This is a genomic window from Agromyces sp. Soil535, assembly GCF_001428255.1.
Lineage (GTDB): Bacteria > Actinomycetota > Actinomycetes > Actinomycetales > Microbacteriaceae > Agromyces.
Map to the genome: position 1 here is coordinate 330663 of NZ_LMRW01000001.1, position 26050 is coordinate 356712.

23 protein-coding genes are annotated in these 26050 nt (G+C 70.8%); 13 read left to right on the top strand and 10 right to left on the bottom strand.

Going from position 1 to position 26050, the window contains the following annotated elements:
- The first annotated feature begins 49 nt into the window (after positions 1–49).
- Positions 50–3043, top strand: coding sequence for an AAA family ATPase (locus tag ASG80_RS01560; RefSeq protein ID WP_235508131.1), 2994 nt, complete (start codon positions 50–52; stop codon positions 3041–3043).
- A 123-nt stretch (positions 3044–3166) separates the two neighbouring features.
- Here the strand turns inward: ASG80_RS01560 and ASG80_RS01565 are convergent, their stop codons facing one another.
- A complete protein-coding gene (locus ASG80_RS01565; RefSeq protein ID WP_056727759.1) occupies positions 3167–4273 on the bottom strand; it encodes a DUF998 domain-containing protein in 1107 nt (368 codons plus the stop codon).
- A gap of 431 nt (positions 4274–4704) precedes the next feature.
- Entirely contained in the window at positions 4705–7656 is a 2952-nt protein-coding gene (locus ASG80_RS01570; RefSeq protein ID WP_082589644.1) for a glycoside hydrolase family 32 protein, read from the bottom strand.
- A gap of 170 nt (positions 7657–7826) precedes the next feature.
- On the opposite strand from ASG80_RS01570, the gene ASG80_RS01575 reads away from it, so the two are divergent.
- Together ASG80_RS01575 and ASG80_RS01580 are read left to right on the top strand one after the other, a co-directional pair.
- Positions 7827–8342, top strand: a complete 516-nt coding sequence (locus ASG80_RS01575; RefSeq protein WP_056727761.1) for a GNAT family N-acetyltransferase — start codon at positions 7827–7829, stop codon at positions 8340–8342.
- A 102-nt stretch (positions 8343–8444) separates the two neighbouring features.
- Positions 8445–9536, top strand: coding sequence for a LacI family DNA-binding transcriptional regulator (locus ASG80_RS01580; RefSeq protein ID WP_056727763.1), 1092 nt, complete (start codon positions 8445–8447; stop codon positions 9534–9536).
- A gap of 30 nt (positions 9537–9566) precedes the next feature.
- On the opposite strand, the gene ASG80_RS01585 is transcribed toward ASG80_RS01580, so the two are convergent.
- Positions 9567–10493 (bottom strand): carbohydrate kinase family protein, encoded by a 927-nt coding sequence (locus ASG80_RS01585; RefSeq protein ID WP_056727765.1) that lies wholly within the window; start codon positions 10491–10493, stop codon positions 9567–9569.
- Positions 10494–10497: 4 nt separating this feature from the next.
- Positions 10498–11502, bottom strand: coding sequence for a LacI family DNA-binding transcriptional regulator (locus ASG80_RS01590; protein WP_056727767.1), 1005 nt, complete (start codon positions 11500–11502; stop codon positions 10498–10500).
- Positions 11503–11674: 172 nt separating this feature from the next.
- Here ASG80_RS01590 and ASG80_RS01595 point away from each other — a divergent pair, with 172 nt between their 5' ends.
- The 4 genes from ASG80_RS01595 (at position 11675) to ASG80_RS01610 (ending at position 15159) form a co-directional block, all read left to right on the top strand.
- Positions 11675–12772 (top strand): substrate-binding domain-containing protein, encoded by a 1098-nt coding sequence (locus ASG80_RS01595; RefSeq protein WP_056727768.1) that lies wholly within the window; start codon positions 11675–11677, stop codon positions 12770–12772.
- 127 nt (positions 12773–12899) lie between these two features.
- Positions 12900–13940: an ABC transporter permease gene (locus ASG80_RS01600; RefSeq protein WP_056728463.1), complete on the top strand. Its 1041-nt coding sequence runs from the start codon at positions 12900–12902 to the stop codon at positions 13938–13940.
- Entirely contained in the window at positions 13937–14809 is an 873-nt protein-coding gene (locus ASG80_RS01605) for an ATP-binding cassette domain-containing protein (protein WP_082589646.1), read from the top strand. Before ASG80_RS01600 ends, ASG80_RS01605 begins: the two co-directional genes overlap by 4 nt.
- Positions 14806–15159: a putative quinol monooxygenase gene (locus ASG80_RS01610; protein ID WP_056727769.1), complete on the top strand. Its 354-nt coding sequence runs from the start codon at positions 14806–14808 to the stop codon at positions 15157–15159. The genes ASG80_RS01605 and ASG80_RS01610 overlap by 4 nt, the downstream gene beginning before the upstream one ends.
- Before the next feature lie 49 nt (positions 15160–15208).
- Here ASG80_RS01610 and ASG80_RS23840 read toward each other — a convergent pair whose 3' ends face one another.
- Positions 15209–16165: an NAD-dependent epimerase/dehydratase family protein gene (locus ASG80_RS23840; protein WP_056727771.1), complete on the bottom strand. Its 957-nt coding sequence runs from the start codon at positions 16163–16165 to the stop codon at positions 15209–15211.
- On the bottom strand, positions 16162–16845 hold the full coding sequence (locus ASG80_RS23845; RefSeq protein ID WP_162256584.1) for a hypothetical protein: 684 nt from the start codon (positions 16843–16845) through the stop codon (positions 16162–16164). Before ASG80_RS23845 ends, ASG80_RS23840 begins: the two co-directional genes overlap by 4 nt.
- A 110-nt stretch (positions 16846–16955) precedes the next feature.
- Here ASG80_RS23845 and ASG80_RS01625 point away from each other — a divergent pair, with 110 nt between their 5' ends.
- The 3 genes from ASG80_RS01625 to ASG80_RS01635 all read left to right on the top strand — a co-directional run bounded on the left by ASG80_RS01625 (position 16956) and on the right by ASG80_RS01635 (position 19189).
- On the top strand, positions 16956–17651 hold the full coding sequence (locus ASG80_RS01625; protein ID WP_082589648.1) for a TetR/AcrR family transcriptional regulator: 696 nt from the start codon (positions 16956–16958) through the stop codon (positions 17649–17651).
- A 178-nt stretch (positions 17652–17829) separates the two neighbouring features.
- Positions 17830–18693, top strand: coding sequence for a carboxylesterase (locus ASG80_RS01630; protein WP_056727774.1), 864 nt, complete (start codon positions 17830–17832; stop codon positions 18691–18693).
- A gap of 76 nt (positions 18694–18769) precedes the next feature.
- On the top strand, positions 18770–19189 hold the full coding sequence (locus ASG80_RS01635) for a hypothetical protein (protein WP_056727776.1): 420 nt from the start codon (positions 18770–18772) through the stop codon (positions 19187–19189).
- Here the strand turns inward: ASG80_RS01635 and ASG80_RS01640 are convergent.
- The 3 genes from ASG80_RS01640 to ASG80_RS01650 form a co-directional block, all read right to left on the bottom strand.
- On the bottom strand, positions 19183–19881 hold the full coding sequence (locus ASG80_RS01640) for an HAD hydrolase-like protein (RefSeq protein ID WP_056727777.1): 699 nt from the start codon (positions 19879–19881) through the stop codon (positions 19183–19185). The genes ASG80_RS01635 and ASG80_RS01640 overlap by 7 nt on opposite strands.
- An 84-nt stretch (positions 19882–19965) precedes the next feature.
- Entirely contained in the window at positions 19966–20661 is a 696-nt protein-coding gene (gene nucS / locus ASG80_RS01645; protein ID WP_056727779.1) for an endonuclease NucS, read from the bottom strand.
- Between the two features lie 9 nt (positions 20662–20670).
- A complete protein-coding gene (locus tag ASG80_RS01650; RefSeq protein WP_200952462.1) occupies positions 20671–21210 on the bottom strand; it encodes a hypothetical protein in 540 nt (179 codons plus the stop codon).
- A gap of 86 nt (positions 21211–21296) precedes the next feature.
- On the opposite strand from ASG80_RS01650, the gene ASG80_RS01655 reads away from it, so the two are divergent.
- On the top strand, positions 21297–21983 hold the full coding sequence (locus tag ASG80_RS01655) for a TetR/AcrR family transcriptional regulator (RefSeq protein WP_056727780.1): 687 nt from the start codon (positions 21297–21299) through the stop codon (positions 21981–21983).
- A 73-nt stretch (positions 21984–22056) separates the two neighbouring features.
- On the opposite strand, the gene ASG80_RS01660 is transcribed toward ASG80_RS01655, so the two are convergent.
- A complete protein-coding gene (locus ASG80_RS01660) occupies positions 22057–23391 on the bottom strand; it encodes an MFS transporter (RefSeq protein ID WP_082589649.1) in 1335 nt (444 codons plus the stop codon).
- A 399-nt stretch (positions 23392–23790) separates the two neighbouring features.
- On the opposite strand from ASG80_RS01660, the gene tdh reads away from it, so the two are divergent.
- Together tdh and ASG80_RS01670 are read left to right on the top strand one after the other, a co-directional pair.
- Entirely contained in the window at positions 23791–24834 is a 1044-nt protein-coding gene (gene tdh, locus ASG80_RS01665) for an L-threonine 3-dehydrogenase (protein WP_056727782.1), read from the top strand.
- A gap of 2 nt (positions 24835–24836) precedes the next feature.
- Positions 24837–26033 carry a glycine C-acetyltransferase gene (locus tag ASG80_RS01670; RefSeq protein WP_056727784.1) on the top strand — a complete coding sequence of 399 codons (1197 nt, stop codon included), beginning with the start codon at positions 24837–24839 and terminating at the stop codon, positions 26031–26033.
- Positions 26034–26050 lie beyond the last annotated feature (17 nt).

Sequence of the window (26050 nt, forward strand, 5' to 3'; positions counted from 1 at the left end):
GACCGCCTCCCGCGATGTCGGTGGGGCGTGGCACCATGAGATGGTGACCATGTCAGCGCCGGCGATGATCGGCCGCGACGCCGATCTCGCGAGGCTCGACGAACGCCTCGACGAGGTGCGTGCGGGGGCGCCCTTCACCGTCATCGTCGGCGGCGAGGCCGGCATCGGCAAGACGCGGCTCATCCGCGAGTTCGAGGCCGGGCTCCCCGCCGACGTGCGGCTGCTCGCCGGGCAGTGCGTCGACCTCGGCAGCGTCGCGGCGCCGTACGCTCCGGTGAAGACGGCGCTGCGCACGCTCGTCGCCCAGGAGGGGGCTGAGCGCGTGCTCGAGGCCGTCGGCCCCGGGCGGGCCGCCCTCGTCGCGCTGCTGCCCGAACTCGCGGCATCCGACGCCGAGACCGCGGCGCCGACGACCCCTCCTGCCGCCGGCGCCGTCACGGGGCAGTTGCACGAGGCCATCGCGGTGCTCCTCGAGACCTTCTCACGCGAGCGGCCCATCGTCTTCGTCATCGAAGACCTCCACTGGATCGACGCGGCGAGCCTCGCGCTGCTGCGCTTCCTCATGCGCGCGCTCGGCTCGAGCCGCGTGCTCACGGTGCTGAGCTATCGCACCGAAGACGTCACGCGGGGGCATCCGGTGCGCGCGTTCCTGTCCGAGGCCGAGCGCGACCGCTGGGTCGAGCGCCGCGATCTCGGTCGGCTCTCGCGCGCCCAGGTGCGCAAGCTCGCGAAGTCGCTCATCGTCGACGAGACGCCGAGCGAGAACGTGTTCGACACGGTGTTCCGCCGCAGTGACGGCGTGCCGTTCTTCGTCGAGGAGCTCGTCGGCATCGACGGATGCCGCGAAGAGGGCATCGTGCCCGACACCCTCCGCGAACTCCTCCTCGCCCGCTACGAGCGGCTGTCCGAGCCGGCGCAAGAGCTCCTGCGCCTCATCTCCACGGGCGGCGTGCGCATCTCGCACGCGTTGCTGTCCGAGGTCTACGCCGGCACGGCCGACCAACTCGACGCCGCGGCGCGCGAGAGCGTGCTCTTCGGGGTGCTCACGATCGAGGGAGACGACTACGCGTTCCGGCACGCACTGGTACGCGAGGCGATCCTCTCCGACCTGCTGCCGGGCGAGCGTGCGCGGTTCCATGCTCGCTATGCCGAGGCCTACGAAGCCGCGGCGGCCGCGGGCACTCGCCGGCTCGCCGCCGAGATCTCCTATCACTGGCTCGGCGCGCACGATGCCGTCCGCGCGTTCCCCGCCACGATGCAGGCGATGCGTGAGGCGCGCGCCGCCACCGCGTACGCCACGGCCGCGCAGCTCGGCGAGCGGGCGCTCGGCCTCTGGGACGTCGTGCCCGACCCCGCGGCAGTGGCCGGCATGGGCAAGCTCGAGCTCATGGGTCGCACCGCCTCCCACCTCCGCAACGCTGGGGAAGACGAGCGCAGCCTCGCGCTCGTGAAGGCGGCGCTCGCCGAGTGCCCGCGCGATGACCCCAATTACCCGCGACTCCTGCGCGACAAGGCGCTCTACCTCGGCAACGTCGGCAAGCCGGGCTCGATCCCGTTGCTCGAGGAGGCGCTCGAGGCTCTCGGCGAATCCGGGCCGAGCGACCTGCGCGCCACCGTGCTCACGGCGCTCGCCGGTCGGCTCATGATCGACGGCCGGCTCGATGACGCCGTCGACACCGCCGAACGCGCACTCGCGGTGGCGGTCGAGATCGGGTCGCCTCGGTACTCGTCGATCGCCACGAACCTCTCCGGCGTGAGCCGCGCCGAGCGTGGCGAGGTCGAACGGGCGCTGGCGCTCCTCGAGCGCGCCTGCGAGCTCGCCGAAGGCGACGGCGCCGCCCTGCTGCGCTACTGGGTGAACGCATCCGACCTGTACTACCTCATCGGCGACCACCACGAGGCCGTGCGGCTCGCGGAGGAGGGTCTCGCGGCGGCTCGCGCGCAGGGCCTCGAGCGCACCTCCGGCGTCATCCTCGCGTCGAACGCGGTCGATCCGCTCTTCGCACTCGGCGAGTGGGAGCGCGCCGAGGTGCTCATCGATCGCGCGCTCGCGCTCGACGCGCCCGCGCCGTTCACGGTGTACCTGCAGCGCGCACGCATCTGGGCGATGCTCTGGCGCGGCGACACCGCGAGCGCCACCGAGCTGTACCGCATCGCGCGCTCGTCCATGGCCCCCGTCATGGAGGTCGAGATGCAGACCCGACTCGGCGTCGGCCGCGTCGCCGCGGAGCTCGCACTCGCGAACGACGACCTGCCCGGCGCGTGGCGCGAGGCCCGCGTGCTGCTGCAGGAGGAGCACCTGCCACTGGCGGGCTATGCACTGCCGTTCCTCTGGGTCACAGCTCGGGTCGTCGCCGCCGTGCGCGCCCGGCCGCACGCCGTCACCGAGTCGGTGGCAACCGCGGTGGAAGCCGCCGAACCGGAGTTCCGCGCGCTCCTCGACCAGCTCGCGTTCTGGCCCACCCAGCCGATGTGGGCGGCCCTCTTCGAGGCCGAGCTCGCCGAGGCATCCGACGGCGCCGGTGCAGGCGTGCCGGGCACCGACGTGGGCGTGTGGCGCTCGGCGGTCGAGGCATCGGCCGCCCCGACGGCGCCGGGCTTCCTCGCGGCCTACGCGCTGCTGCGCCAGGCGGAGGCGGAGCTGGCGGGCGCCGACCGCCCCGCAGCGCGTGCGTCCCTGCAGGCTGCCCTCGACGTCGCGGAGTCCGGTGGGGTGTTCGCGGTGCGCGACCGTGTCGTGCGCGTCGCGTCGGCCGCCGGGGTGTCCCTCGACGGCGTGGGTGGCGGCGCCGGGCTGGTCGCGCCCCATGGCGGCGTGGCAGGCTCCGCGGCATCCGACGCCGACGCGGCCGCGACCGCCGAGCTCACCGCGCGGGAACGCCAGGTGCTCGAGCTCATCGCCGAGGGCCTCAGCAACCGGCAGATCGGCGAGCGGCTCTTCATCAGCGGCAAGACCGCGAGCGTGCACGTGTCGGCGATCCTGCGCAAGCTCGGCGCGGCGACCCGTACCGAGGCGGCGTACCGGGCGGGCGCGCTGCGCTGACGCGCGCCGCCGCACAGGTCGGCGCCGCGGCGTGTCCCGGGAACAGGAGCGGCGAGCGATTCCGTCGAGAGAACAGGAGGATGCGACATCCGTCGCACGTGATCTCCTGTTCTCGTTCGTGACTTACGCGCCGCTGATCTCCGTGTCTCGCGCCGATGGCCCGTTCACCGTGAGCGCGCTGACGAATCGGATGAACACTGAGATCCAGCCGAAGATGATCGAGAACGCGGCGAGCTCGAACGCCGTGAGGTTGTAGTAGGCGATCGGCTCGAAGAGCAGCGCGGAGCCCAGCAGCAGCACGATCCCACCGGTGCAGAACACGAAGAACCGCCGCGGCATCCCGCGCAGGATCCGGGGCGAGCCGATGAGGAGCGTGAGGAACGTGAGGGACATGCCGATCGCACACGAGTTGTGCACGGCCACATTGACGTTCACCGGGAACAGCCCGACACCTGCGAGCAGGATGCCCATCACGATGAACACGACCGACACGAACCGGGGCGCCCACTCGTGTTCGAGCACCTCCTGGCGCACGAGTGTCGTGAGGTCGCGGTCGACGTAGAGGGCGAACGTCGTGACGAACGCGCCCCCGACGACGAGGGCGAGGTTGAACAGCGAGCTCGAGAAGTCGTCGGCCGCGCCGAGCTGGCTGAAGTGGTACTCCCACCACTGCGGGTCCTGCGCTGTCGCCATGCTCGCGAGCGTGGCCGTCGACATGAACACGATGAGCAGCATCGCCAGCTTGGGTGTCGAGATGGCCGACACCGACAGGTAGATCCAGTAGGACGCGAGCCCCGTGGCCACGGCGATCGCGCCGATCGAGGTCCACACGTCGACGACGAGTCCCTCGAAGCTCCGCTGCAGCAGCACGAACGTCGTCATCGTGAGGATGAAGGCGATGATCGCGTGCACCGCCGAGACGGCGATGACGTCAACGGTGAACTTCCAGGGCTTCAACCCGTGGCGCCACTCCTGCCCGGGCAGGTTGCGGGAGCGCCAGTAGCCGGTCGCACCGGCGGTGAGGCCCATGACGAGCACGGCGATCGCCGCGACGATGCCGACCGAGAATCCGCCCCAGAGGGGCCACACTGCACCGGCGAATATGAACGCGGCGATGACGCCCGTCAGCGCCGCGGTCACGGCGCCGGCGAGCAGGGCTTCGGACTCCACGGCGACGCGGCGCCGGGGCAGGGGAGCGGCGGTGACGCCCGCCGTGGCAGGTGCGATCATGGCTGGATCGTACGCCCGTGCGAGGCCCGTGCACAGGATGCTGGAACGTGTCGTTGGGGGCAGGCGCGTCAGGTCGCGCGCGTACAGCGGGTGGGATGCAGGGGTCGGCTATCGGTCGGCTACAGGGCGAGCGCGGGCATTGCGCCCATGATGCCCACGGCGAGCACGCCGAGTGCGGCGAGTGCTGCGACGGCAGCGGCCGCACCGGCGATTCGCCAGCGAGACTTCATCATCATGGTGGGGTTGTCCTTTGGAGTGCGGTTGGGGGATCCGCTACTGACATCGTTGTCAGTCAATGGCGCGATGCTACACACAGTCCACGGAGATGGCAAGGGAACGGTGGACGCTTCGTCAGCGTGGGCACCGGGTGAGTGCGATCCGGCAGCGGGTGGAATGCGGCGGTCAGCAACGCCGCACCCCACCCGCGCGGCTCAGCCGGCGACCCGCACGACGAGGCCGCTCCCGTCGGTGATGCCGGCCGAGTTCTCGAGCTCGACCGTGTAGTGGTGCTCGCCGTGAGCGGCATCCGTGATCGGGAACTCCACCACCCGCTCGCTGGCGGCCGAGCGATAGGCGCGGGCGATCACCGAGCCGTGCTCGATGAGCCGTACCACCGTGGTGGGCTCGCCCTGGCCCACCTTCACCTTCACGACGTAGTCGCCGTCGGCGTCGGGGCCCCGCCTCGGGCCAGTGAGCGCCGAGACCTCGGCAGCGGGCGGCGCGGCGGCGGCGGCGTCGACGCCGGCCTCCTTCCACATCGCGCCGTGCAGCGGCGTCACCGTGAGCGACTCGAGCGAGGCACCCTCGCCGTCGGCCCACAGGCCGATCGCGTCGGCGCCAGCGTTAGGGAACACCTGGTCGGTGATGGTCGTGCGCCCGTCGGCCGTGAACACCTCGACGGAGGAACGGTCGACGTACACGGTGAAGGCGACGGTGCCGTCATCGCGGATCACCACGGGCGCATCCTCGATCGACGCGAACGCCGGGTGGAACGCGGTGCTCCCCGAGTCGCGCCGGTCCACGAACAAGCGACCGGATGCCGCGGAGTACGCGATGCGCGTCGCCGACTCGCCATCGCCGAGCACGCTGAGCCCCACCGCCTCTGCGTCGCCCGGCCGCAGCACCGCGTCGATGCGAACGACGTCGCCCGCCACGGGAAGCGTCTCGGCGCCGTCGGCGATCGGCCGCGAGGCATCCGTGTACGCGAGGTCCGTCTGGTCGAGCTGGGCGAACTCCGGCACCACCTGCTGCGCGAGCCGCGGGCCCTTCGGCGTGGAGACGAGCTCGACGTCGCGCGGCAGCGCCATCGCGCTTCGCCACGTCCCCGTCGGGATGTCGTTGGCGTAGTCCCAGTCGTTCATCCAGCCGAGCATCACGCGTCGCCCGTCGGGGGCGCCGCTGAACGACACGGTCGCGTAGTAGTCGCGGCCCCAGTCGAGCCAGTCGTAGCCCTCGATGCGCGGCGACGCCGCGGCATCCGAGAACATCACCTCGTCGACCAGGATGTGGCCCCAGCCGAACCGGTTGTTGTCGACGACGCGCACGGATGCCTCGTGGCCGGCGAACTCCGACACGTCCCAGCTCACCCAGTCGAGGTTCTCGCTGTTGCGGCCGGTGGCGGTGCGCACGACCTCGCCGTCGACCACGAGGCTGACCGAGGTCTCCTCGCTCCGCGCCTGCGCCGGCTCGCCGCCCAGCACGAGGTGGTCGACCGTGAGGTGGCCCCAGCCACCCGTCGCGTCGTCGTGCACCTGGAATTGCGCATCACGGCCGGCGAACTCCGAGACATCCCACGACTGCCAGTTCAGCTGGCCGGCCTCGGGTCCGGTGGCCGTGCGCACCACCTCGCCGTCGACGAGCAGCCGCACCTCGAGCGTGCCGTTGAACCGCTTGCCGCCGCCGAGGAGGAACGAGAGGTGGTCCTCGCCGTCGGCGATCGTGAACGGGGGCGAGGTGAGGTCGCCGAGGTTGTCGTCGCCCTTCGGTCCGCCCTCCCAGGTGTTCAGGCGCTTCGCGCCGAGGTAGTAATCGCCGCCCGCGGTCGACGGGTTGCGCCACGGCTCGGTCGCGAAGTCGCCCGTGACGTCCCAGCCCGTGTCGGCGAGGGTCGTGCCGTCGGCGAACTCGAAGCCGTCGAACAGCAGGCGCCCGGCGGGCGGCTCGTTGCCGAGCTGCGTGCCGTCGACGTGCGGGTGGTTGCCGCCGCCCACGAGCAGGTTCACGGAGTCCGCGTCGATCGTGAACGCGGGCGACTCCATCGAGCCGATCGGCCAGTCGTGGTCGGCGAAGCCGTTCACGAGCCCCGCGCCGATGAAGCCCGACACGGGATTCTGGCCGGGGAGGGTGCCGGTGGCCGGGGCATCCGTCCACGGCCCGTTCGCCCAGTTGCCGGGCTCGTTGGTCACGGCCCAGCCCTCGTACGTGCCGCCGTTGAAGCCGGCGAAGACCTCGCCCGTTGGCAGTGCGTCATCCGACACCGTGCTCTCGGACGCGAAGGTCGTGCCGTCGAACTCGCCCACGAAGTACTGACCGCCCGAGCCGCCGGCCACCGAGCCGGGGTTGAGGTTCACGACGAGGACCCACTTGGTGTTCGCCGGGTCGCCGTCGACGGCGAGCGGGAACAGGTCGGGGCACTCCCAGATACCGCCCGTGGCATTGGCCGGGCCGAAGTCGCTGAGATGGGTCCAGGTCTTCAGGTCATCGCTGCGGGAGAGCACCACCTTGTACTGCAGTGCCTCGACGGCGACCATGACCCAGTAGGACTCGCCCGTGTCGGGGTCGTTGTAGCGGAAGACCTTCGGGTCGCGGAAGTTCGCGGAGTCGCGGTCGAGCACGGGGTTGCCGGCGTACTTCGTCCATGTCTGCCCGTGGTCGGTGCTGTAGGCGAGGGACTGCGCCTGGATGCCCGCGTGGGTCGGGTGCGCCGGCGTGTAGGCACTCGTGTAGATCGCCACCATCGGGGGGTTCTCGGCGGTGCCGAAGCCGCTCGTGTTCTGCTCGTCGAGCACCACCGAGCCCGAGAAGACGTCCTCGATCGGCGTGCCGTTCTCGTCGAACGTCTGCGGGATCGCGAGCGGCTGCTGCTCCCAGTGCACGAGGTCGGTCGAGGTCGCGTGGCCCCAACTCATGTTGCCCCAGCGTGTGCCGTACGGGTTGTGCTGGAAGAACAGGTGCCAGGTGCCGTTCTCGTACACCATGCCGTTCGGGTCGTTCATCCAGTTCCGCTCCGGCGAGAAGTGCAGGTACGGCCGGTACTGCTCATCGGCGGGGGCCGGTGCGTCGGCCTCCTCGGCGTACGCGGGGAGGCCCCCGAGCAGGCCCGCCGCGAGCGCGCCGACCGCGACCGCGGCAACGCCATCGCGCCATCGTGATTTCGCTGTCATCGTCTGATTCGCCCTTCATTGCGCGTCTCACGAGATCATGGTGACATCGTTGTCAATCCAACGGCGGCGATGCTACGCAGTGTCCGGTCGACATTGCAAGGGGGTCAGGATGCGGCGGAGTGCGGCAATCCCGGATGCCGCGGCGGGCCCCTCCGTCGTAGCCTCGACGCATGGCCACCGTCATCCGTCCCGCCGTGATCGCGGACGCCCCGGGCATCGGCCGGGTGCACTGGGACAGCAACCGGACCACGTACGTGGAGACGGGCCGAGTGGCGCGCGAGCGCGTCGAGGCGTGGACGATGGTCATCCGCATCTCGTTCTGGACGGCGAACCTCGCCATCGCGAACGAGGTCTACGCCGCGCCCGAGGGCTTCCATCGCATGGCGATCTGGGTCGCCGAGGTCGACGGCGAGGTCGTCGGCTTCGCCAGCACGAGCCGGGGCAACGAACCCGATGCCCCACGCGAGCTCCAGCTGGAGACGCTCTACGTGCTCGACGGACACCACGGCACCGGCGTGGGGCAGGGCCTCCTCGAGGCCGCACTCGGGGAGGAGCCGGCCTATCTCTGGGCGCTCGACGACAACCCCCGGGCCCACGCGTTCTACCGCCGCAATGGCTTCGAGCTCGACGGCGGCGAGCAGTTCGACGACCGCTGGGAAGTCACCGAGGTGCGCTTCGTGCGCTGACGGATGCCGCGACGCGACGTGCGGATGCCGCGGCATCCGCCTGTCATCCCGGTCCCTCCGTGCCGTGCCCTACCCAGCCCATGCAACGTAGGCTCCATGCACATGGGGAACGAGCCCGGGAATCGACGCGAGCCGAGCACCTCCGCCGGGCGAGCAGGCCTCGCGGAGGTCGCCGCTGAGGCTGGGGTGTCGCCATCCACCGTGTCCCACGCCCTGAACGGAACCCGTGCCGTGCGTGCGGAGACGCAGGAGCGCGTCGTCCGGGCGGCCGAGCGACTCGGGTACACGCACAACCGCGCCGCGCGCGGGCGGGGGAAGCGTCGTACGGCGGTCGTCGGACTCGTCATCGACTGCATCGCGACGACGCCGTTCGCCGGCCGCATCATCCAGGGGGCGCAGGAGGCGGCGCGCGAGCGCGGCACCCTGCTCATGGTGGTCGATTCCGCGGGCGACCTGGAACTCGAGGAGGGCCACTTGCGGGCGCTCGCCGACCGCCGGGTCGACGGGATCCTGCTCGCCCGCAGCTCCCACCAGGAGATCGAGCGTCCGGACGGCATCGGCGACATCCCGGTCGTCCTCATCGACGCGGTGCCCGCGCACGGTTGGGCCGTGCCGGCGGTCGCACCCGACGAACGCGGCATTGCGGCGACCGCCGTCGCGCACCTGCTCGCAGCGGGTCATCAATACGTCGCGTTCATCAACGCCGCGGGGGACACACCCGCCACCCGCGGTCGGTATGCGGGATTCCGGTCCGCGGTCGAGTGGGCGGGACTCTATGACATGCACGCCGTCGTCGAACGCGCCAATCCCGATGCGGCCGGCGGCCGGCGCATGGGGCGTCGCCTCCTCGACCACGCCTCCGGTGAGCGCCCCACGGCGATCTTCTGCTTCAACGACCAGATGGCGATGGGTGTCTACCAGGCCGCCGAGGCACTCGGGCTCGAGGTGCCTCGCGACTGCTCGGTGGTCGGCGTCGACGATCTCGAGATCGTGGCCGCTGCGCTCGACCCCGGCCTCACGACGATGGCGCTGCCGCACCGCGAGATGGGCCGGTGGGGTATGACCTCGCTGCTCGAGCGCATCGAGGGCCGCGCGGTGGATGCCACCGAGCCGTTCCTGCTCGCGGGCGACCTCGTCGAGCGCCGCTCGGTCGCGCCGCCCCGCCGGCTCATGGCCTGGCTCAAGCGGCGCTGAGCGGTGCGCTGAGCGGATGCGCCGGGTTGCTCAGCTCGGGTAGACCGTCTCGGCCTGCGGCACGCGCAGCAGCGCCCCCTCGTGCCGCACCGTCGCCGCGGCGATCGTCATGGCGTCGAGCAGCGCCGGCTCCCAGGCATCCGCCGACTGCGGAAGACCGTGCCGAGCGATGTGGTGCACGACCGCGGAGAGGGTCGCATCGCCGGCGCCCATCGTGTCCACGATCGGGCCCGGAAGCGCGACGATGTCGGCGTGCACGGCGGAGCCGTCGTGATACACGGTGGCTCCGTCGCGGCCGGCCGTCGCGAGGATCGCCCCGTGCGGGCCCGGGGCACTGCCGAGCCGGTCGACGAACGCGTCGAGCGAATCGCCGAGGAGCAGCTCGGCGTCCTCGTCGCCGACCTTGGCGAGCAGGGCGCGCGAGGCGAAGTCCTCGAAGTTCGCCAGGAACTCGTCGCGATCGGCGAGCATGCCGGCACGCGGGTTGCCGTCGACGACGACCCGCTCCTCGGGCCGCTCGATCGCCGCGACGAGCTCGCCGTACTGCTCGGCGAAGTCGAACGGAAAGCAGCTGACGACTACGAGGTCGGCCTCGTCGAGCGCGGCTCGCGTCCCCGCATCGAAGCGGATGCCGCGCTGCTTCGCGGCCTCGTTGAACTCGTACCGCGGCTCGCCGTCGGTGCGATCGGAGACCGCTCGTGACGTGCCGTGCGCCGAGGGGCTCTCGACGAGCCGCACCCCGTAGTCGCGCAGGTAGGAGCGGATCCGCTCGGCGGGTTCGTCGTCGCCGAGCATCGCGACGAGCGTGACGTCCTCGCCGAGGAGCGAGAGGCCCACTGCCACGTTCAGCGCGGCACCGCCGACGAACTCGCGGGAGCCGTGCGGGTCGCGCAGCTCGTCGATCAGGGCATCGCCGACGACGGTGATCCGCCTCGCCGAAGGGGTCGCGTCGGTCATCCGCTCAGCCTTCCTCGCGCGACGGGATCTCGCCCGAGCCGCGCTCGATCAGTCGGGTCGGCACGATCGTGCGTGCCGGGGGGCTGTGGTCGCCGCCGAGCCGTGCGAACACCCGCTCGGCCGCAATGCGCCCGATCTCCTGCGGGTTCTGCGCGACGACGGTGACGCCAGGGTCGAGGAGGTCGCCGAGCGGCACGTCGTCGAACCCGACGAGGGCGGTGTCGCGGTGCCGGCCGAGTTCGCGGAGGCCGCGGATGACCCCGATCGTGACGAGGTTCTGGGCGCTGAAGACGGCCGTCGGCGGGGTGGGGGAGTCGAACAGCGCGACGAGCGCAGCGCGAGCGGACTCCTCGTCGTGCAGGTCCTCGATCACGGGCACGCCGCGCGTGGCCACGCCGGCGCGGCCGAGCTCTTCGAGGAAGCCGCGGCGTCGTTCGCGCGCGGTCTGGATCGTGTGCCGGTCGCCGAGGTACGCGAGGCGGCGGTGGCCGCGCTCGAGGAGGTGGCGGGTGGCGAGCGCGGCGCCGTCGGCGTTGTCGCTCACGACGGCGTCGGAGGTGATGCCGGCGGGCTCGCGGTCGACGAAGACGACGGGGGTGCCCCGGCGCAGCTCGGGGGCGAGGTAGGACTGGCTCTCGGAGACGGTCGTGAGGATGAGCCCGTCGACGCGCCGGCTCAGGAACGCCGACACCGCCTCCTGCTCGCGGTCGGGATCGTCGTCGAGGCTCGAGGCGAAGACGGCGACGCCGTGCTCGAGGGCGGCGTCCTCCACCGCGCGGTGCACGGCCCCGGCGAACGGGTTGTCGACGCTGCCGACGAGGAGCCCGAGCGTGCGGGTGCGCCCGTCGGCGCGCCTGAGGTTCCCGGCGTGCAGGTCGGGCTGGTAGTCGAGTGTGCGCGCGGCGGCGGTCACCTTCGCGATCGTCGCCGCCGAGACGTTCGGCTCGCCGTTGATCACGCGCGAGACGGTCTTGACGCCGACGCCGGCGAGGGCGGCGACGTGCCGCATCGTCGGGCGGGAGCGTGCGCCCCCGGACGACGACGTTGCATCTGACAACGATGTCACGATCTGCTCTCCAATGTGCAAGTTCGACTTGACTATACACATCTGGATGGTCTAGACCTAACTTGACATCGTTGTCAGGGAGACAACGGTCCCCCACACAAGAGGAGATTCATCGATGAATCACACAGCACCCGGCGCGCTCCGTCGTCGCCTCATCGCCACGGGCTCGGTGGCTGCGGCCGCCGTGCTCGCCTTCACCGGATGCGCCTCCGGCGGATCCGGCTCAACCGATGGCGGGAGCGACGAAACCATCGGCGTCTCGCTCATCGTGAAGCTCACCACGAACCCGTTCTTCGTCGCCATGCAGGAGGGCGCCGAGGCGGCCGCCGAGGATCTCGGCATTGAGCTGACGATGGCCGCGGGCAAGGAGGACGGCGACGAGGACACCCAGATCCAGGCCGTCGAGAACGCCATCTCAAGGGGCGACGCCGGCATCCTGATCACCCCGAACGGCCCTGCCGTCGAGGATGCCCTCATCAAGGCGCGTGATGCGGGCCTCTACGTGATCGCGCTCGACACGCCGCCCGCCGACCCCGAGTCGGTCGACATCACCTTCGCGACCGACAACTACCTCGCAGGCCAGAAGATCGGCGAGTGGACCGCGGCGAAGCTCGCAGGCGAGAAGGCCACCATCGCGATGATCGACCTCTTCGACGACAAGGTCGTCTCGGTGGACGTCGCCCGCGACCAGGGCTTCCTCGACGGCATGGGCATCGACCTCGCCGACGAGACGGCGAACGGCGACGAGGCGGCCACGGGCACATACAGCGGCGGCGAGTACGAGATCGTCGGCAACGAGGTGTCGCAGGGCGCCGAGGACGGCGGCCGCACCGCCGCCGAGACGCTGCTCTCGAAGAACCCCGACATCAACGTGGTCTACACGATCAATGAGCCGGCCGCCTACGGCGCGTACGAGGCGTTCAAGGCTGCGGGCTCCACCGACGGGCTCATCGTGGTCTCGGTCGACGGAGGCTGCGCCGGCATCGACGCGGTCACGGACGGCATCATCGGCGCGACGAGCCAGCAGTACCCGGTGAAGATGGCCCAGCTCGGCGTGCAGGCGATCTTCGACCTGGTCGAGACGGGCGAGGTGCCCGACGTCACCGAGGGCCTCGAGTTCTTCAACACCGGCGTCGAGCTCGTGACCGACGACCCGCAGGACGGCGTCGACTCCATCGACACGACCGAGGGCAGCGAGATCTGCTGGGGCTGATCCCCGGCACCGCACCGTGAGGCGGTGCGGATCGGGGCGGATGTCGCGTGAGCATCCCCGTGCCGCGGCATCCGCTGCCCCCCGCTCGATCCGCACCCCCTCACCCTTGAACATCGGAGAGACAAACGTGAGTCAGCACACGCCCGAGCCGCCGACGTCGGCGCTCGACCTGGCCGAGGAGTTCCTCGACCGCACCACCCCGCTCAGCCGCATCCGCAACACGCTGCACCGCTACCCGGCCATCAGTCCAGCCATCGTGCTGGTGGTGTCCGTGATCGTGTTCGGCCTGCTCAACGATCGCTTCCTGAACCCCGCGAACCTGTCGCTCATCACGCAGCAGGTCGCCGTGGTCGGCACGCTCGGGGTCGCCCAGACGCTCGTCATCCTGACCGCCGGCATCGACCTCTCGGTCGGCGCGGTCATGGTGCTGAGCTCGATGGTGATCGCCCAGACGACCGTGAACCAGGGACTGCCCGCGGTGCTCGGCCTTTTCCTGGGCCTCGTCGTCGCGCTCGGCGCGGGCGCCCTCAACGGCTTCCTGGTCACCCGCCTGAAGCTGCCGCCGTTCATCGTGACGCTCGGCACGCTCAACATCTTCGTCGCGCTCACGCTGCTCTACTCGGGCGGCGCCACGATACGCGGCGCGGAGATGCCCGACCTGCTCACCTGGACCGGCGAGACGTTCAGCCTCGGTGGCGTCAACATCACGGTCGGCGTGCTGATGATGCTCGTCCTCTACGTCGTGGTCGCGCTCATCCTGTCGAAGACCGCTTGGGGCCGACACGTGTACGCCGTCGGCGACAACCCCGAGTCGGCGCGGCTGGCCGGCATCCGGGTGAGTCGGGTGCTCATGAGCGTCTACCTCGCCGCCGGAGCGATCCTCGCGCTCGGGGCGTGGATCCAGATCGGGCGCACCAACGCGGCATCGCCGAACGCAGGCGTCGACCTCAACCTCGACTCGATCACCGCTGTCGTCATCGGCGGCACGAGCCTCTTCGGCGGTCGCGGCACCGTGTGGGGCACCCTCCTCGGCGCCCTCATCGTGGGTGTCTTCCGCAACGGCCTCTCGCTCGCAGGGCTCGATGTGCTCTGGCAGACCTTCGCCGTCGGCGTGCTCATCATCGTCGCCGTCTCGGTCGACCAGTGGATCCGAAAGGTACGGAAATGACCGCCAACGAACCGGCCGAAGCGGCCGGCGACGCACCCGTCGACGCACACGTCGACCAGGCCATCGGCGCGTTCACGGATGCCGCGGCCCCGCCGCCGACGCCAGAGGACACGCGTACGCCGATCCTCCGCGCCCGTCGACTCGTCAAGACGTTCGGCCGCGTCGTCGGCCTCGACGGGGTGAGCCTCGAGCTCTACCCGGGCGAGGTGCTCGCCGTGATCGGCGACAACGGCGCGGGCAAGTCCACGCTCATCAAGTGCCTCACCGGCGCCGAGATCCCCGACGAGGGCGAGATCTTCCTCGACGGCAAGCAGGTGCACTTCAAGCGTCCGCAGGACGCCCGTGGCGCCGGCATCGAGACGGTCTACCAGGACCTGGCCGTCTCGCCGGCGCTCGACGTGGCCGCGAACCTCTTCCTCGGTCGCGAGGAGCGCAAGAAGGGCCTCCTCGGCTCGGTCTTCCGCGTCGTCGACCAGAAGGGCATGCGACAGAAGGCGAAGGACGAGCTGAAGGCGCTCGGCATCTCGACCCTGCAGGACGTGACCGTGGCCGTCGAGAACCTCTCAGGCGGCCAGCGCCAGGCGGTCGCGGTGGCCCGCGCCGCGGCATTCGGCTCGAAGGTCGTCGTGCTCGACGAGCCGACCGCCGCCCTCGGCGTGCGCGAGTCGAACCAGGTGCTCGAGCTCATCAAGAACCTGCGCGACAAGGGCATCCCGGTGATCCTGATCTCGCACAACATGCCGCAGGTGTTCGACGTGGCAGACCGCATCCACATCCAGCGGCTCGGCAAGCGCGCGGCGACGATCACGCCCGAGTCGCACTCGATGACCGACGCGGTCGCGATCATGACCGGCGCGGCTCGCGAATGAGTTGGACGAGCGAGGAGGATCGGGTCGAGCTCGTCGCGCGGTTCACCGCGCTGCCCGGGCGCGAGGGGGAGGTCGAGCACCTCCTCCTCGCCCTCACGGCGAAGGTGCGCCAGGAGCCCGGATGCCTCGCCTTCGAGCCGCATCGCGTGGCGGCGGCTCCGTCGGGCTCGGGCACGGCGGCCGGACCCGAGCCCATCGGTACCGGCTTCGCCGTGGTCGAGGCGTACCGCGACGAGGCGGCCTTCGCCGCGCACCTGGCCGCCGACTACGGGGCGGAGTTCAACGCCGCACTCGGGCCCCTGATCGTCGAGGACGGCTCGGTCCTGACGTTCCTCGCACGGCTCGGCTGAGCCCGGCGGCGGCACCCTGCGCATCGACGCGGGCGCCGTCGTCGTCTCCTCACTCCTGCTCCTCCCGGTACGCCTCGAGCGTGCGCTCGAGCGCCTCGGCAATCGGCGTCGCCCGCACCCCGAGGGACGCGATGCGGCTCGAGTCGACGACGAAGGGCTCCTCGAACTCGTACGCCATCTCGGCGAGCTCGCGCACGGTCGGGTTCACGAGCCCGACGGCCCGCACTACGAGCGTCGGCAGGCGGCCGATGCGCGGCTCGGTGCCGGCGATCCGGAAGAGCGCCTCCGTCATGGCGCGGCTCGTCCATGGTTCGGGGTCGTTCGGCAGGTGCCACGCCGACCCGGTGACGCCGGCGTGCGTGCCGAGCACCGCGAGGCCCTCGCCGATGTCGGGGATGTAGGTGTAGCTGTGCACGAGGTCGGGGTCGCCGAAGAGCGAGGCGCGCTTGCCCGCGACGACCGCCGCGAGCACACGGGCGCCGAGCGGCGAGGCGATCCCTGCGCCGGGCCCGTAGTAGTCGGACGCCCGGCCGCTCACGACCTCGACCCGCCCTGCGCGATGGGCAGCCCAGAGTTCGTCCGCCATGTCGAGACGCACTCGCCCCTTGCGCGTGTGCGGATGCTGCGGGCTCTGCTCGTTGAGAGGCCGTCCGCCGGGGCGACCGTACGAGTACACGTTGTCCATGTTCACGAAGCGGGCGCCGGTGGCCTCCGCCGCGGCGAGCACGCCGCCCTGGAGCGGCGGGAAGTCCTCGGCCCAACGGTGGTACTCGGGGTTCAGGGTCTGGTAGACGGATGCCGCGCCGGCCGCCGCTCCCGTCGTGAACGCGGCATCCGTGGCATCTCCGGTGACGACCTCCACCTCGCGCAGCGCCTCGGCGTCGCGGCCGAACGCAGCCCGGCCGCGGCGGTTCACGATGCGCACGGCAACCCCGCGGCGGAGGAGCGCGAGCGCCGTCGCGCGCCCGACCGGCCCCGAGCCGAAGACGACGTGCACGTCGGTCACGCGACGCCTCCACTCGCAGTGGGGTTCGTGCGGCCGGCACCGGCGCTCGCCCGAGCCCGGCGCGCGAGCACGGCGAGGAGGCCGCCGGTGAGCGCCGTCGCGACGAGCGCCCCCGACGCGCCGAAGGTGGCATACCGCTGCTCGACGTCGACGCCGACGAGTGTCGTGACCGTCCACCCGACCGCGAGCACGATCGGCACCGCCGCCGCCCAGGCGAGGCGGTGTGCGGGCCGCGGGGCCAGCGTGCGGGGGAGCGCGAGCGCCTGGGCCAGGCCGAGGGGCACACCGGTGATCGCGCCCATGAGCGCGAGCGAGCCGAGGTCGGTGGCGTAGCCGACGGCGGCGGATGCGGCGAGCAGGCCGAGCCCCATGCCGACCGCCGTCGCGGGGATCCACGTTCCCGGAGCGAGGCGGCGCCGTGGGTCGAGCGCCCTGCTGCCGAACGCCTGCGCGGCGCCGACGAGGGCGCCGGCGATCGCCCCGCCGACCGCGGCCGACGCGGGGTCGTCGATCGCTCCGACGGCCCACATGGCGGCGACCCCGGCCACCGGGAAGGCGAGGAAGGTCGCCCCCCAGCCGGGCCCGCGGAGGATCGGGTGGGCGGGCCGCGGCATCCGCTCGACATCGCGGGGCAGCGCGGCTCGGGCCGATGGCGTCGGCCGCTGACGGGGTTGCTGCATGGGGACTCCTGTGCCTCGACGGATGATCGCCTCGTCCAGATAACTCTGAACACCGTTCGGTGTTACAACACTGTACGGTGTGTTGAGATGAATCGCAAGAGTGCACGCCCATGAGACCCGGACCACGACGCAGCCTCACCCACGCCGAGATCCTCGACGCCGCCTTCGACCTCCTCGAGACGAAGGGCTTCGCCGCCGTCTCGGTGCGCCGCCTGGCCGGCGCGCTCGGCGTCACGCCGACCGCGCTCTACACCTACTACCCGAGCAAGAACGCGCTGCTGCGGGGAATGGTCGAGCACCTGCTCGCGCGACTCGACATCGGCGCTGTGAGCGAGGCGGATGCCTCCGGCACGGCCGCAGCCGGCGTCGGCGTCGTGCGTGGCCGCCTCGTCGCCCTGGCGCTGCGCCTGCGCGAACTCCTCGCCGGACACGCAGGCGCCCTGGGACTCATCATGAGCGGGCCGCTCGACGGGCCCAACGCGATGCGACTGAATGAGACGCTCCTCGAATCGTTCGCCTCTGCAGGCCTCGACCTCGACGACGCGGCGCGCGCCGCCTATGCGCTGCAGGTCTACACGCTCGGCTCGATCGCCCTCGAATCGGCGGATCTCGAGGCCGAACCGGGTGCCGCGGCATCCGCTGCGCCGCTGGTGGTGACGGATGCCTCGGGCACGGCCCTGTGGACCGACCTCGCGACCTTCCCGCTCAGCGAGCGGACCGCTGCCGTGGCGGCCGAGCACAACTCGACCGCGCAGTTCGTGTGGGGCGTCGACCGCCTGCTCGACGGGCTCATCGACGCCAGCTGAGCGACGCCTCGGGCCACGACGCGGCGCACGGATCATCCGGTCGTCCATCGAACGAAGATGAGTGCCGCGGATATGAACAGCGCGTTACAGACACCGGCGGGGGTATGGCCCAGGCCGAACCGACAGGCTTAGCCTGAGCCGGGGCCGCAGGATGCGGTCCGGGCAGGAGGATCCACTGATGAGCGAGACCACCGGTTCGACCCTGACCGAATGGGAGCGCGCGGAGATCGATCGCGCGAACGCGTCCGAGCTCACGCCGATCGTGTTCGTGCACGGCCTCTGGCTGCTCTCGAGCAGCTGGCAGCCGTGGCGCGACCTCTTCGAGGACAGCGGGTTCATCACGCTGGCGCCCGGCTGGCCCGACGATCCCGACACGGTCGCCGAGGCGCGCGAGCACCCCGAGGCGTTCGCCAGGAAGATGGTGCAGGAGGTCACCGACCACTACCTCGCGGCGATCGCCCTGCTCGACCAGGCGCCCGTCGTCATCGGCCATTCCTTCGGCGGACTGATCGCCCAGAAGATCGCCGGCGAGGGCGCAGCCGCTGCCACGGTGTCGATCGACAACGCCCCGTTCAAGGGCGTCCTGCCGCTGCCTGCGTCGTCGCTGAAGTCCTCGGCTCCCGTGCTCGCCAACCCCGCGAACGCGGGGCGCGGGGTCTCGCTCACCTACGAGCAGTTCGTGTACGGCTGGGCCAACGCGCTCGAGGAGGCGGAGGCCAGGCACCTCTACGAGACCTATCACGTGCCCGCCGCCGGAGCACCGCTCTTCCAGGCGGCGTTCGCCAACTTCAATCCGTTCGGCGGAGAGACGTTCGTGGAGTCGAAGAACCCCGAGCGCGGCCCGATGCTCATCATCGGCGGCGAGAAGGACCACACGGTGCCGCCCGCGATCACCCACGCGAGCTACAAGATCCAGTCGAGGAACCCCGGTACGACCACCGAGATCACCATCCCGAACCGCGGGCACTCCCTCACGATCGACTCGGGCTGGCGCGTCGTCGCCGACGAGGCGCTCGCCTTCGTGCAGCGGTTCATCCAGTAGCAGCGGTTCATCCAGTAGCAGCCGTCCGCCCCGCGCCGCCGGGCGGGCGTACGATCGGTCGCGGGGGTGGCTCGCGATGCAGGTGACTCGAGGATCGAGATGGCGAGCGGCGGCATCCGTCGCCGTTGCGCTCGCGTTCGCAGCCGGATCGCTCGGCCTCGGCGGATGCGCGTCGGGACGGTCGCCGGGCTCGTCGGCGCTGCCGCCCGTGATCGTCGACCTCGACGACGTCGACGGCACGACGGTGGAGGTGACGGAGGGCGGTTCCATCGACCTGACCGGCGACGACGAGACCTTCACCGAGTGGACGGCGGACATCGCCGACCCGGAGGTCGTCGAGTTCGTGCCCGGCAGCGACGACGGGAGCGCCCAGTTCAACCCGGGCCTCACGGCGGAGTCGGTCGGAGAGACCGAGGTGACGCTCGAGAACGGCGAGACCGGCGATACCGTGACGTTCACGGTCGAGGTCGTGCCGGAGGCGCCGACCGGTTACTGACCGCCGGTGCCGAGCAGTCGGTTGCGCAACTGGTCGGCCGAGTGCACAACAGCCATGGCGTCGCCGGCCTCGGCGGGGGAGCCATAGCCCCACTCGACGAGGATCGTCGGCACGCCATGTGCACCGGCACCGAGAATGTCGTAGCCGCGGTCGCCGACCATCACGGGGTTGGAGATGTCGACACCGTCCGCCTCCAGGCGGCGGAGCGCCTCGGCGACGATGTCGGCTTTCGTGCTGAGCTCCTCGTCCTCGCTCGCGCCCGTGATCACGGTGAAGTACTTGGTGAGCCCGGCGTGGTCGAGCACCTCGCGGGCCATCGATTCGGGTTTCGAGGTCGCGAGCGCGACGGGGATGCCGGCAGCGTGCAGACGCTCGAGCACGCCGGCGACGCCGGGGAAGACGGGCGAGCGGAGCACGTGGTCCGCGTAGTGGTCGCGGTAGACGTTGAGCGCCTCCCAGGCCTCCGCGTCGTCGAAGCCGGCGGTCAGGCGGAGGCTGTCGAGCAGCGGCGGACCGACGTATGAGCGCAGCACGTCGTCGGACGGCACGTCGAGTCCGAGCTTCGTGAACATGTGCGCGAGCGACGCCGTGATGTCGGCAGCCGAGTCGACGATCGTGCCGTCGAGATCGAACAGCACGGCCGACCAGGTGCGCGCGGGCGCGATGGTCTGGGTGGGCATCGTGGAAGTCATCGTGACATCCTACGGCTACAAAGCCTGAGTGTTTCTCAGGATGAGAACGTTCTCATGGCGCGGATGACTCCGCAAGAGGTTGCGTCAGAACAACCGCGCGTGCCCACCCTCCACCCCGCGCATCGCGTCGTAGTCGAGCACGACGCAGCGGATGCCGCGGTCCTCCGCGAGCGTGCGGGCCTGCGGCTTGATCTCCTGCGCGGCGAAGATGCCCGTCACCGGCGCGAGGCGCGGGTCGCGGTTCATGAGCTCGAGGTAGCGCGTGAGCTGCTCGACGCCGTCGATGTCGCCGCGGCGCTTGAGCTCGACGGCGACCGAGGCGCCGGAGGCATCCGTGGCCAGGATGTCGACAGGGCCGATCGCGGTCATGTACTCACGACGCACGAGCCGGTGCCCCTCGCCCAGGATCTCGATCTGCTCGGCGAGCAGCTGCTGCAGGTGCGCCTCCACGCCGTCCTTCTGGAGGCCGGGGTCGATGCCGAGCTCGTGCGCGGAGTCGTGCAGCACTTCGTGGATCGAGACGACGAGCTGGTCGGCCGTCTTCCTGTGGGTGACCTTCCACAGCTCGACGACGCCCGCGGCCGCCTGGTCGCCATCGGGCTCGAGCGTCTCGAGCGTGCACGGCGGGCTCATCCAGTTGAGCGGCTTGTAGCTGCCGCCGTCGGCATGCACCAGCAGGCTGCCGTCGCCCTTCACCATGAGCAGTCGCGTCGCGAGCGGCAGGTGGGCGGAGAGCCGCCCCGCGTAGTCGACGGAGCAGCGGGCGATGACGAGGCGCACCCCGTGAGTCTACTGAGGAGCGGATGCCGCGGGCTGAAGAAGCGCGCGCGCCTTGCACAGCACGATGGGCACCACGGCGCGGTGCCGCGTGGAGACGGGGGGCCAGACGCGGGAGGCGATCGCCCGGTCGTAGTGGACGAACGACGCCAGCGACACGTGTTCGTCATCGGCCTCGAACACGAGGTGGGCGGTCAGGAACCAGGAGGCGGCCTCGAGCCTGATCCAGTCCTCGCCGCGATCGGCGATCTTCCATCCGGCCACCCGGTCGGGTGATGCGGAGAGCCGCAGGCCGAGGAGTCCCCGCCAGAGGACCTGCGCCTTGCGTCCGAGGATGTCCCCCATTACCGTACGGGCCCACTGCTCGGGTGACCTGCCCGGAATCCCGGCGGTCATCGTGAAGAGGTCGACGTAGTCGGGCTCGGCCATCGTGCTGAGTGAGCGGATCTCCTCGGGAATCGGCTGCTGTTGCCGCACCGTCGGTTCGGAATCGCCCTCGCCCGTGTACTCCGGGCGTGCCGGCCCACGATCTGATCGCGCTTCGATGTCCATGGGTTCGGCTCCACTTCAGCTCATTCACGCCGCGCCGGCCTGCGGACCCGATGGTAACATACAGACATGTATGTATGTGAGCGACGATGACGACGGGCGCCCCGCCCGCGCGTCGTACGCAGGCCGATCGGCGCGCCCAGACACGGAGCGCTCTCCTCGAGGCTGCGGCGCGGGGACTGTCGAAGTACGGGTACGCCAACCTGGCATTGGAACGCGTGGCCGGCGAGGCCGGCTATACGCGCGGCGCCCTGTACCACCTGTTCGCCAATAAGGAAGACCTGGCCTTGGCCGTGGTGAACTGGGTCGAGGAGAGCTGGAACGCCGAGGTGCGCCCGCTTGTCACCGCTGAGGCCGATCCCGTGGACGCGCTCATCGCGCTCGCGAGGGGCCACGTCGTCTACTGCCGTCGTGACGTGGCCGACGTCCTCATGAACCTGCGCGTCGAGTTCACCGGGCAGGACCATCCGGTCGGCCGGGCGGTCACGGAGAGCATCCACCGGCTCGCCGACGACTGTGCCGTGCTGATCGCGGCCGGGCGCGAGAGCGGGGCGATTCCTCCGGGGCCGCCGCCCCGGGAGATGGCCTTCGCCTATCTGTCCGTGCTCGAGGCCGTCGGGATCCAGGTGGCCGGCAAGGCGCCATACGACGTCGACCTCGCGGAGCGAGCGGTCCGTGGCGTGCTCGGCCTGCCACCCGCGCCCGTCTCGCCCGCCGTATGGGGCGCCGCAGCTCCGATGCGACCCGCGCGCACAGCTCCGGAGGTCCACGAATGACCGGGACGAGAGTTCCGAACACCGCGCACACCTCGCGCCCATGGCGGATCCACGAGGTCGCTCCCGATGCGATTCACCGGGCGCGGGTGGAGCGCGCCCGTGGACCCGACTGCTCCCGGGCCGCCGGCGCGGCGAGCCCCGCCACCGCCATGAGCCCGAGCAGCAGGATGAGTCCGTTGAGGATGCCGAACTGCTCGCCGAGGAATCCGATGAGGGGCGGGCCGACGAGGAATGCGCAGTACCCGATCATGGCGACGGCACTGACGCGCGCCGCGGCATCCGCTCGATCGGGGACATCCGCAGCGGCGGACATGCCGACCGGGAACGCGAGCGAGCAGCCGATGCCCCACATGAGCGTGCCGACGATGAGCATCCACGGCTCGCTCGAGAAGATGAACAGCGCGAGGCCGGCCACGCCGATGATCGACATGGCCTGCAGCATCGCCACGCGTCCGAACCGGTCGATGAACGGACCGCCGACCACGCGGGCGCCGGTGATCGCGATCGTGAACACCGTGAACATCGCGGCGCCGGCGGTCTCGTCGAAGTCGTGCCCGTCGACCACGGCGATGGCCAGCCAGTCGTTGGCGCTGCCCTCGGCGAACGACATGCCGAGCATCACGACGCCGATGAGGAGCAGCCGCACGTCGGCCCAGACCCGGAGGCTTCGCTTGAGCCGCACGGTCCAGGGATCGCGTGGTGCGTCGGTGTGCGGGTCGTCGCCGAGCTCCTCCCGCACGGGCACGAACCGGACCGCGACGATCACGGTCACGGCGATCAGTGCGGCGATGATCACGAGGTGCACCGACACCGAGAGCTCGATGGCGGATGCCGCCACCGCGAGCCCCGCGCCGGCCACCGTGCCGAAGCTGAAGAACGCGTGCATGAGCGGCATCACGGTCTTGCCGAGCTCCCGTTCGGCCTCGGCGCCCTCCACGTTCATCATCACGTCGACCGCCCCGTTGCCGAAGCCGAACATGGCGAGGCCGATCACGATGAGCGGCACCGACGGCGCAATGGAACCGCCGATCCCGACAAGCACGAGACCGACCGCGACCGTCACGAGCACGCCCGTCATGCCGAGTCGTGTGCCGAAGCGGGCCATGAGCCAGGGTGCGGCGATGAGGCCGAGGATCGAGGCGATCGAGCCCGAGAGGATGACGAGGCCGACGCCCTGCGTGCTGAGGTCGACATCGCTTCGGATCGCCGGGAGCCGTGCGACCCAGCTGGCGAGGCTCAGGCCCGACAGGAAGAAGATCGTGAAGATCGCATTGCGCCAGGCGACGAGCTCGCGCCGCGAACGGCGATCCGCGCTGCGTGCGCCGGAGCCCCGGGTGGCGCGAGTGTCGTCGCGCCCTGCCTCGTCGCGTTCGGCAAGAACGGGTTCGTCGTCTCGGTGCTGCGACATCACTGCCTCGTCGTCGAAGGATGGCCGGTCGGCCGGGAAACGTGTGGAAAGTCGTCTCCAGTGTAGTCGAATCGATTCGATTTGCAATACCGAATGTTGCTCGGGATTGTGAAGCTCTCGCGGCGCGCGGCCGCAGGTCAACCTGCGATTGCTCGCCACCGACACCTGCCACAGATGACTCCGAGTCACGCCGAATGGCCGCCTGGGCCTCGAACGAGCGACCAATCGGCGTGACTCGACGTGGTGGGCAGGGGCATCCGCTCGCCGACGGCAGCCGGGGGCGTCATCCGCTCGGCTCCGTGACTACGATGAACGGGTCACCTCGACGCGCGCCGTGACCCTCGGTGCACGAGTTCGGCACCGCAGACCCCGCGGCGCCCGTACGAAACGGACACGCTGATGAAGGCCCTCTTCAAACCTGCGCCCGGCGCCGGCCTGGAGTACGTCGACCGGCCGGAGCCCGAGACCGGGCCCGCCGACGTGAAGATCCGGGTGCTGCGCACCGGCATCTGCGGCACCGACCTGCACATCGAGCGGTGGGACGACTGGGCCGCCGCCGAGATCCAGGCGCCGCTCATCCCGGGCCACGAGTTCTACGGCGAGGTCGTCGAGGTGGGCGAGCTCGTGCACGACGTCGCCGTGGGCGACCACGTGTCGGGCGAGGGGCACATCGTGTGCGGCATGTGTCGCAACTGCCGGGCCGGGCGCCGCCAGATGTGCATCCGCACCAAGGGCGTCGGCCTGCACCGCGACGGCGCGTTCGCGGAGTACGTCGTCATCCCCGGCGAGAACGTGTGGGTGCACCACGCGTCCGTCGAGCCCGAGGTCGGCGCGATCTTCGACCCGTTCGGCAACGCCGTGCACACCGCGCTCGCGTTCTCGGTCGTCGGCGAGGACGTGCTCGTCACGGGGTGCGGCCCGATCGGCCTCATGTCGATCGCCGTCGCCCGCCACGTGGGCGCCCGCTTCATCGTCGCGAGCGACGTGAGCCCCGCACGCCTCGAGCTCGCCCTGAAGATGGGGGCGGATGCCGCGGTCGACGTGTCGCGCGAGCGCATCCACGACGTGCAGTCGAAGCTCGGCATGCGCGAAGGCTTCGACGTGGGATTCGAGATGAGCGGCGCGGCATCCGCCCTCCCGCAGATGATCGAGAACATGAATCACGGCGGCCGCATCGCGCTGCTCGGGCTGCCGAGCGAGCCGTACGCGATCGACTGGGGCAAGGTCGTCACCCACATGCTCACGCTCAAGGGCATCTACGGCCGCGAGATGTTCGAGACGTGGAACTCGATGAGCGCGATGCTGCAGACCAGCGAAATGCTCAGAGCGCGCGTTGCCTCGATCATCAGCGACCGGTACCCGGCCCGGGAGTGGCGCGCCGCGTTCGACGCGGCGGGCTCGGGCGGCGTCGGCAAGGTCATCCTCGACTGGACGGAGGTCTGAGCATGTACGGATCGGTGAAGGGGCAGCTGCGAGCCGAGCTCGACGAGATCGAGGCGGCAGGGCTCACCAAGCGCGAGCGCGGCATCCACGGCCCCCAGTCCTCGGAGATCGAGGTCGGCGGGCGCGAGGTGCTCAACTTCTGCGCGAACAACTACCTCGGCCTCGCGAACGACCCGCGCATCGTCGCGGCGGCCCATCGCGGCCTCGACGAGTGGGGCTACGGCCTCGCGAGCGTGCGGTTCATCTGCGGCACGCAGGAGCAGCATCTGGGGCTCGAGCGCCGCGTGTCGGACTTCCTCGGCTACGACGACACGATCCTGTTCTCGTCGTGCTTCGACGCGAACGGCGGCGTGTTCGAGGTGCTGTTCGGGCCGGATGACGCGATCGTCTCCGACGAGCTCAACCACGCGTCGATCATCGACGGCATCCGCCTCTCGAAGGCGCGGCGCTACCGGTACAAGAACCGCGACATGGCCGACCTCGAGGCGCAGCTCGTCGCGGCATCCGACGCTCGTCGCCGCGTCATCGTGACCGATGGCGTGTTCTCGATGGACGGCTACATCGCGCCGCTGGCAGAGATCTGCGACCTCGCCGACCGCTACGACGCACTCGTGTTCGTCGACGACTCGCACGCCGTGGGCTTCGTGGGTTCGCATGGGCGCGGGACCCCCGAGTTCTGCGGCGTCGAGGGCCGGGTCGACATCACGACCGGCACGTTCGGCAAGGCGCTCGGCGGGGCATCCGGCGGCTACGTGGCGGCGCGTGCCGAGATCGTGGCTCTGCTCCGCCAACGGGCGCGGCCCTACCTGTTCTCGAACACGCTCGCGCCCGCGATCGTCGCGGGCACGCTGCAGGCGCTCGAGCTGCTCGAGCAGTCGGGCGAGCTGCGCGTGACGCTGCAGCGGAACGCCGCGCTGTTCCGCCAGCTGATGACGGATGCCGGGTTCGACCTGCTGCCCGGCGGGCATCCCATCGTGCCCGTCATGTTCGGCGACGCTGCCCTCACCGCGCGCATCGCCGACGCGCTGCAGCGACACGGGGTCTACGTGACGGCGTTCAGCTTCCCGGTGGTGCCGCGAGGTGCGGCCCGCATCCGGGTGCAGCTGTCGGCGGCGCACTCGGAGGAGGAGATCCGTCGGTGCGTGGCGGCGTTCACCGCCGCGCGCGATGAGGTGGCGGCGGCGACCCCTGCGGGCTGAGCGAGGGAGCTACGCGC

Excerpts from the sequence above, each read along its gene's own strand:
- ASG80_RS01560 (WP_235508131.1), top strand. The coding sequence starts at position 50 with ATGTCAGCGCCGGCGATGATCGGCCGCGACGCCGATCTCGCGAGGCTC.
- ASG80_RS01565 (WP_056727759.1), bottom strand. The coding sequence starts at position 4,273 with ATGATCGCACCTGCCACGGCGGGCGTCACCGCCGCTCCCCTGCCCCGG.
- ASG80_RS01570 (WP_082589644.1), bottom strand. The coding sequence starts at position 7,656 with ATGACAGCGAAATCACGATGGCGCGATGGCGTTGCCGCGGTCGCGGTC.
- ASG80_RS01575 (WP_056727761.1), top strand. The coding sequence starts at position 7,827 with ATGGCCACCGTCATCCGTCCCGCCGTGATCGCGGACGCCCCGGGCATC.
- ASG80_RS01580 (WP_056727763.1), top strand. The coding sequence starts at position 8,445 with ATGGGGAACGAGCCCGGGAATCGACGCGAGCCGAGCACCTCCGCCGGG.
- ASG80_RS01585 (WP_056727765.1), bottom strand. The coding sequence starts at position 10,493 with ATGACCGACGCGACCCCTTCGGCGAGGCGGATCACCGTCGTCGGCGAT.
- ASG80_RS01590 (WP_056727767.1), bottom strand. The coding sequence starts at position 11,502 with ATGCGGCACGTCGCCGCCCTCGCCGGCGTCGGCGTCAAGACCGTCTCG.
- ASG80_RS01595 (WP_056727768.1), top strand. The coding sequence starts at position 11,675 with ATGAATCACACAGCACCCGGCGCGCTCCGTCGTCGCCTCATCGCCACG.
- ASG80_RS01605 (WP_082589646.1), top strand. The coding sequence starts at position 13,937 with ATGACCGCCAACGAACCGGCCGAAGCGGCCGGCGACGCACCCGTCGAC.
- ASG80_RS01610 (WP_056727769.1), top strand. The coding sequence starts at position 14,806 with ATGAGTTGGACGAGCGAGGAGGATCGGGTCGAGCTCGTCGCGCGGTTC.
- ASG80_RS23845 (WP_162256584.1), bottom strand. The coding sequence starts at position 16,845 with ATGCAGCAACCCCGTCAGCGGCCGACGCCATCGGCCCGAGCCGCGCTG.
- ASG80_RS01625 (WP_082589648.1), top strand. The coding sequence starts at position 16,956 with ATGAGACCCGGACCACGACGCAGCCTCACCCACGCCGAGATCCTCGAC.
- ASG80_RS01630 (WP_056727774.1), top strand. The coding sequence starts at position 17,830 with ATGAGCGAGACCACCGGTTCGACCCTGACCGAATGGGAGCGCGCGGAG.
- ASG80_RS01635 (WP_056727776.1), top strand. The coding sequence starts at position 18,770 with ATGCAGGTGACTCGAGGATCGAGATGGCGAGCGGCGGCATCCGTCGCC.
- ASG80_RS01640 (WP_056727777.1), bottom strand. The coding sequence starts at position 19,881 with ATGACTTCCACGATGCCCACCCAGACCATCGCGCCCGCGCGCACCTGG.
- ASG80_RS01650 (WP_200952462.1), bottom strand. The coding sequence starts at position 21,210 with ATGGACATCGAAGCGCGATCAGATCGTGGGCCGGCACGCCCGGAGTAC.
- ASG80_RS01655 (WP_056727780.1), top strand. The coding sequence starts at position 21,297 with ATGACGACGGGCGCCCCGCCCGCGCGTCGTACGCAGGCCGATCGGCGC.
- ASG80_RS01660 (WP_082589649.1), bottom strand. The coding sequence starts at position 23,391 with ATGTCGCAGCACCGAGACGACGAACCCGTTCTTGCCGAACGCGACGAG.
- tdh (WP_056727782.1), top strand. The coding sequence starts at position 23,791 with ATGAAGGCCCTCTTCAAACCTGCGCCCGGCGCCGGCCTGGAGTACGTC.
- ASG80_RS01670 (WP_056727784.1), top strand. The coding sequence starts at position 24,837 with ATGTACGGATCGGTGAAGGGGCAGCTGCGAGCCGAGCTCGACGAGATC.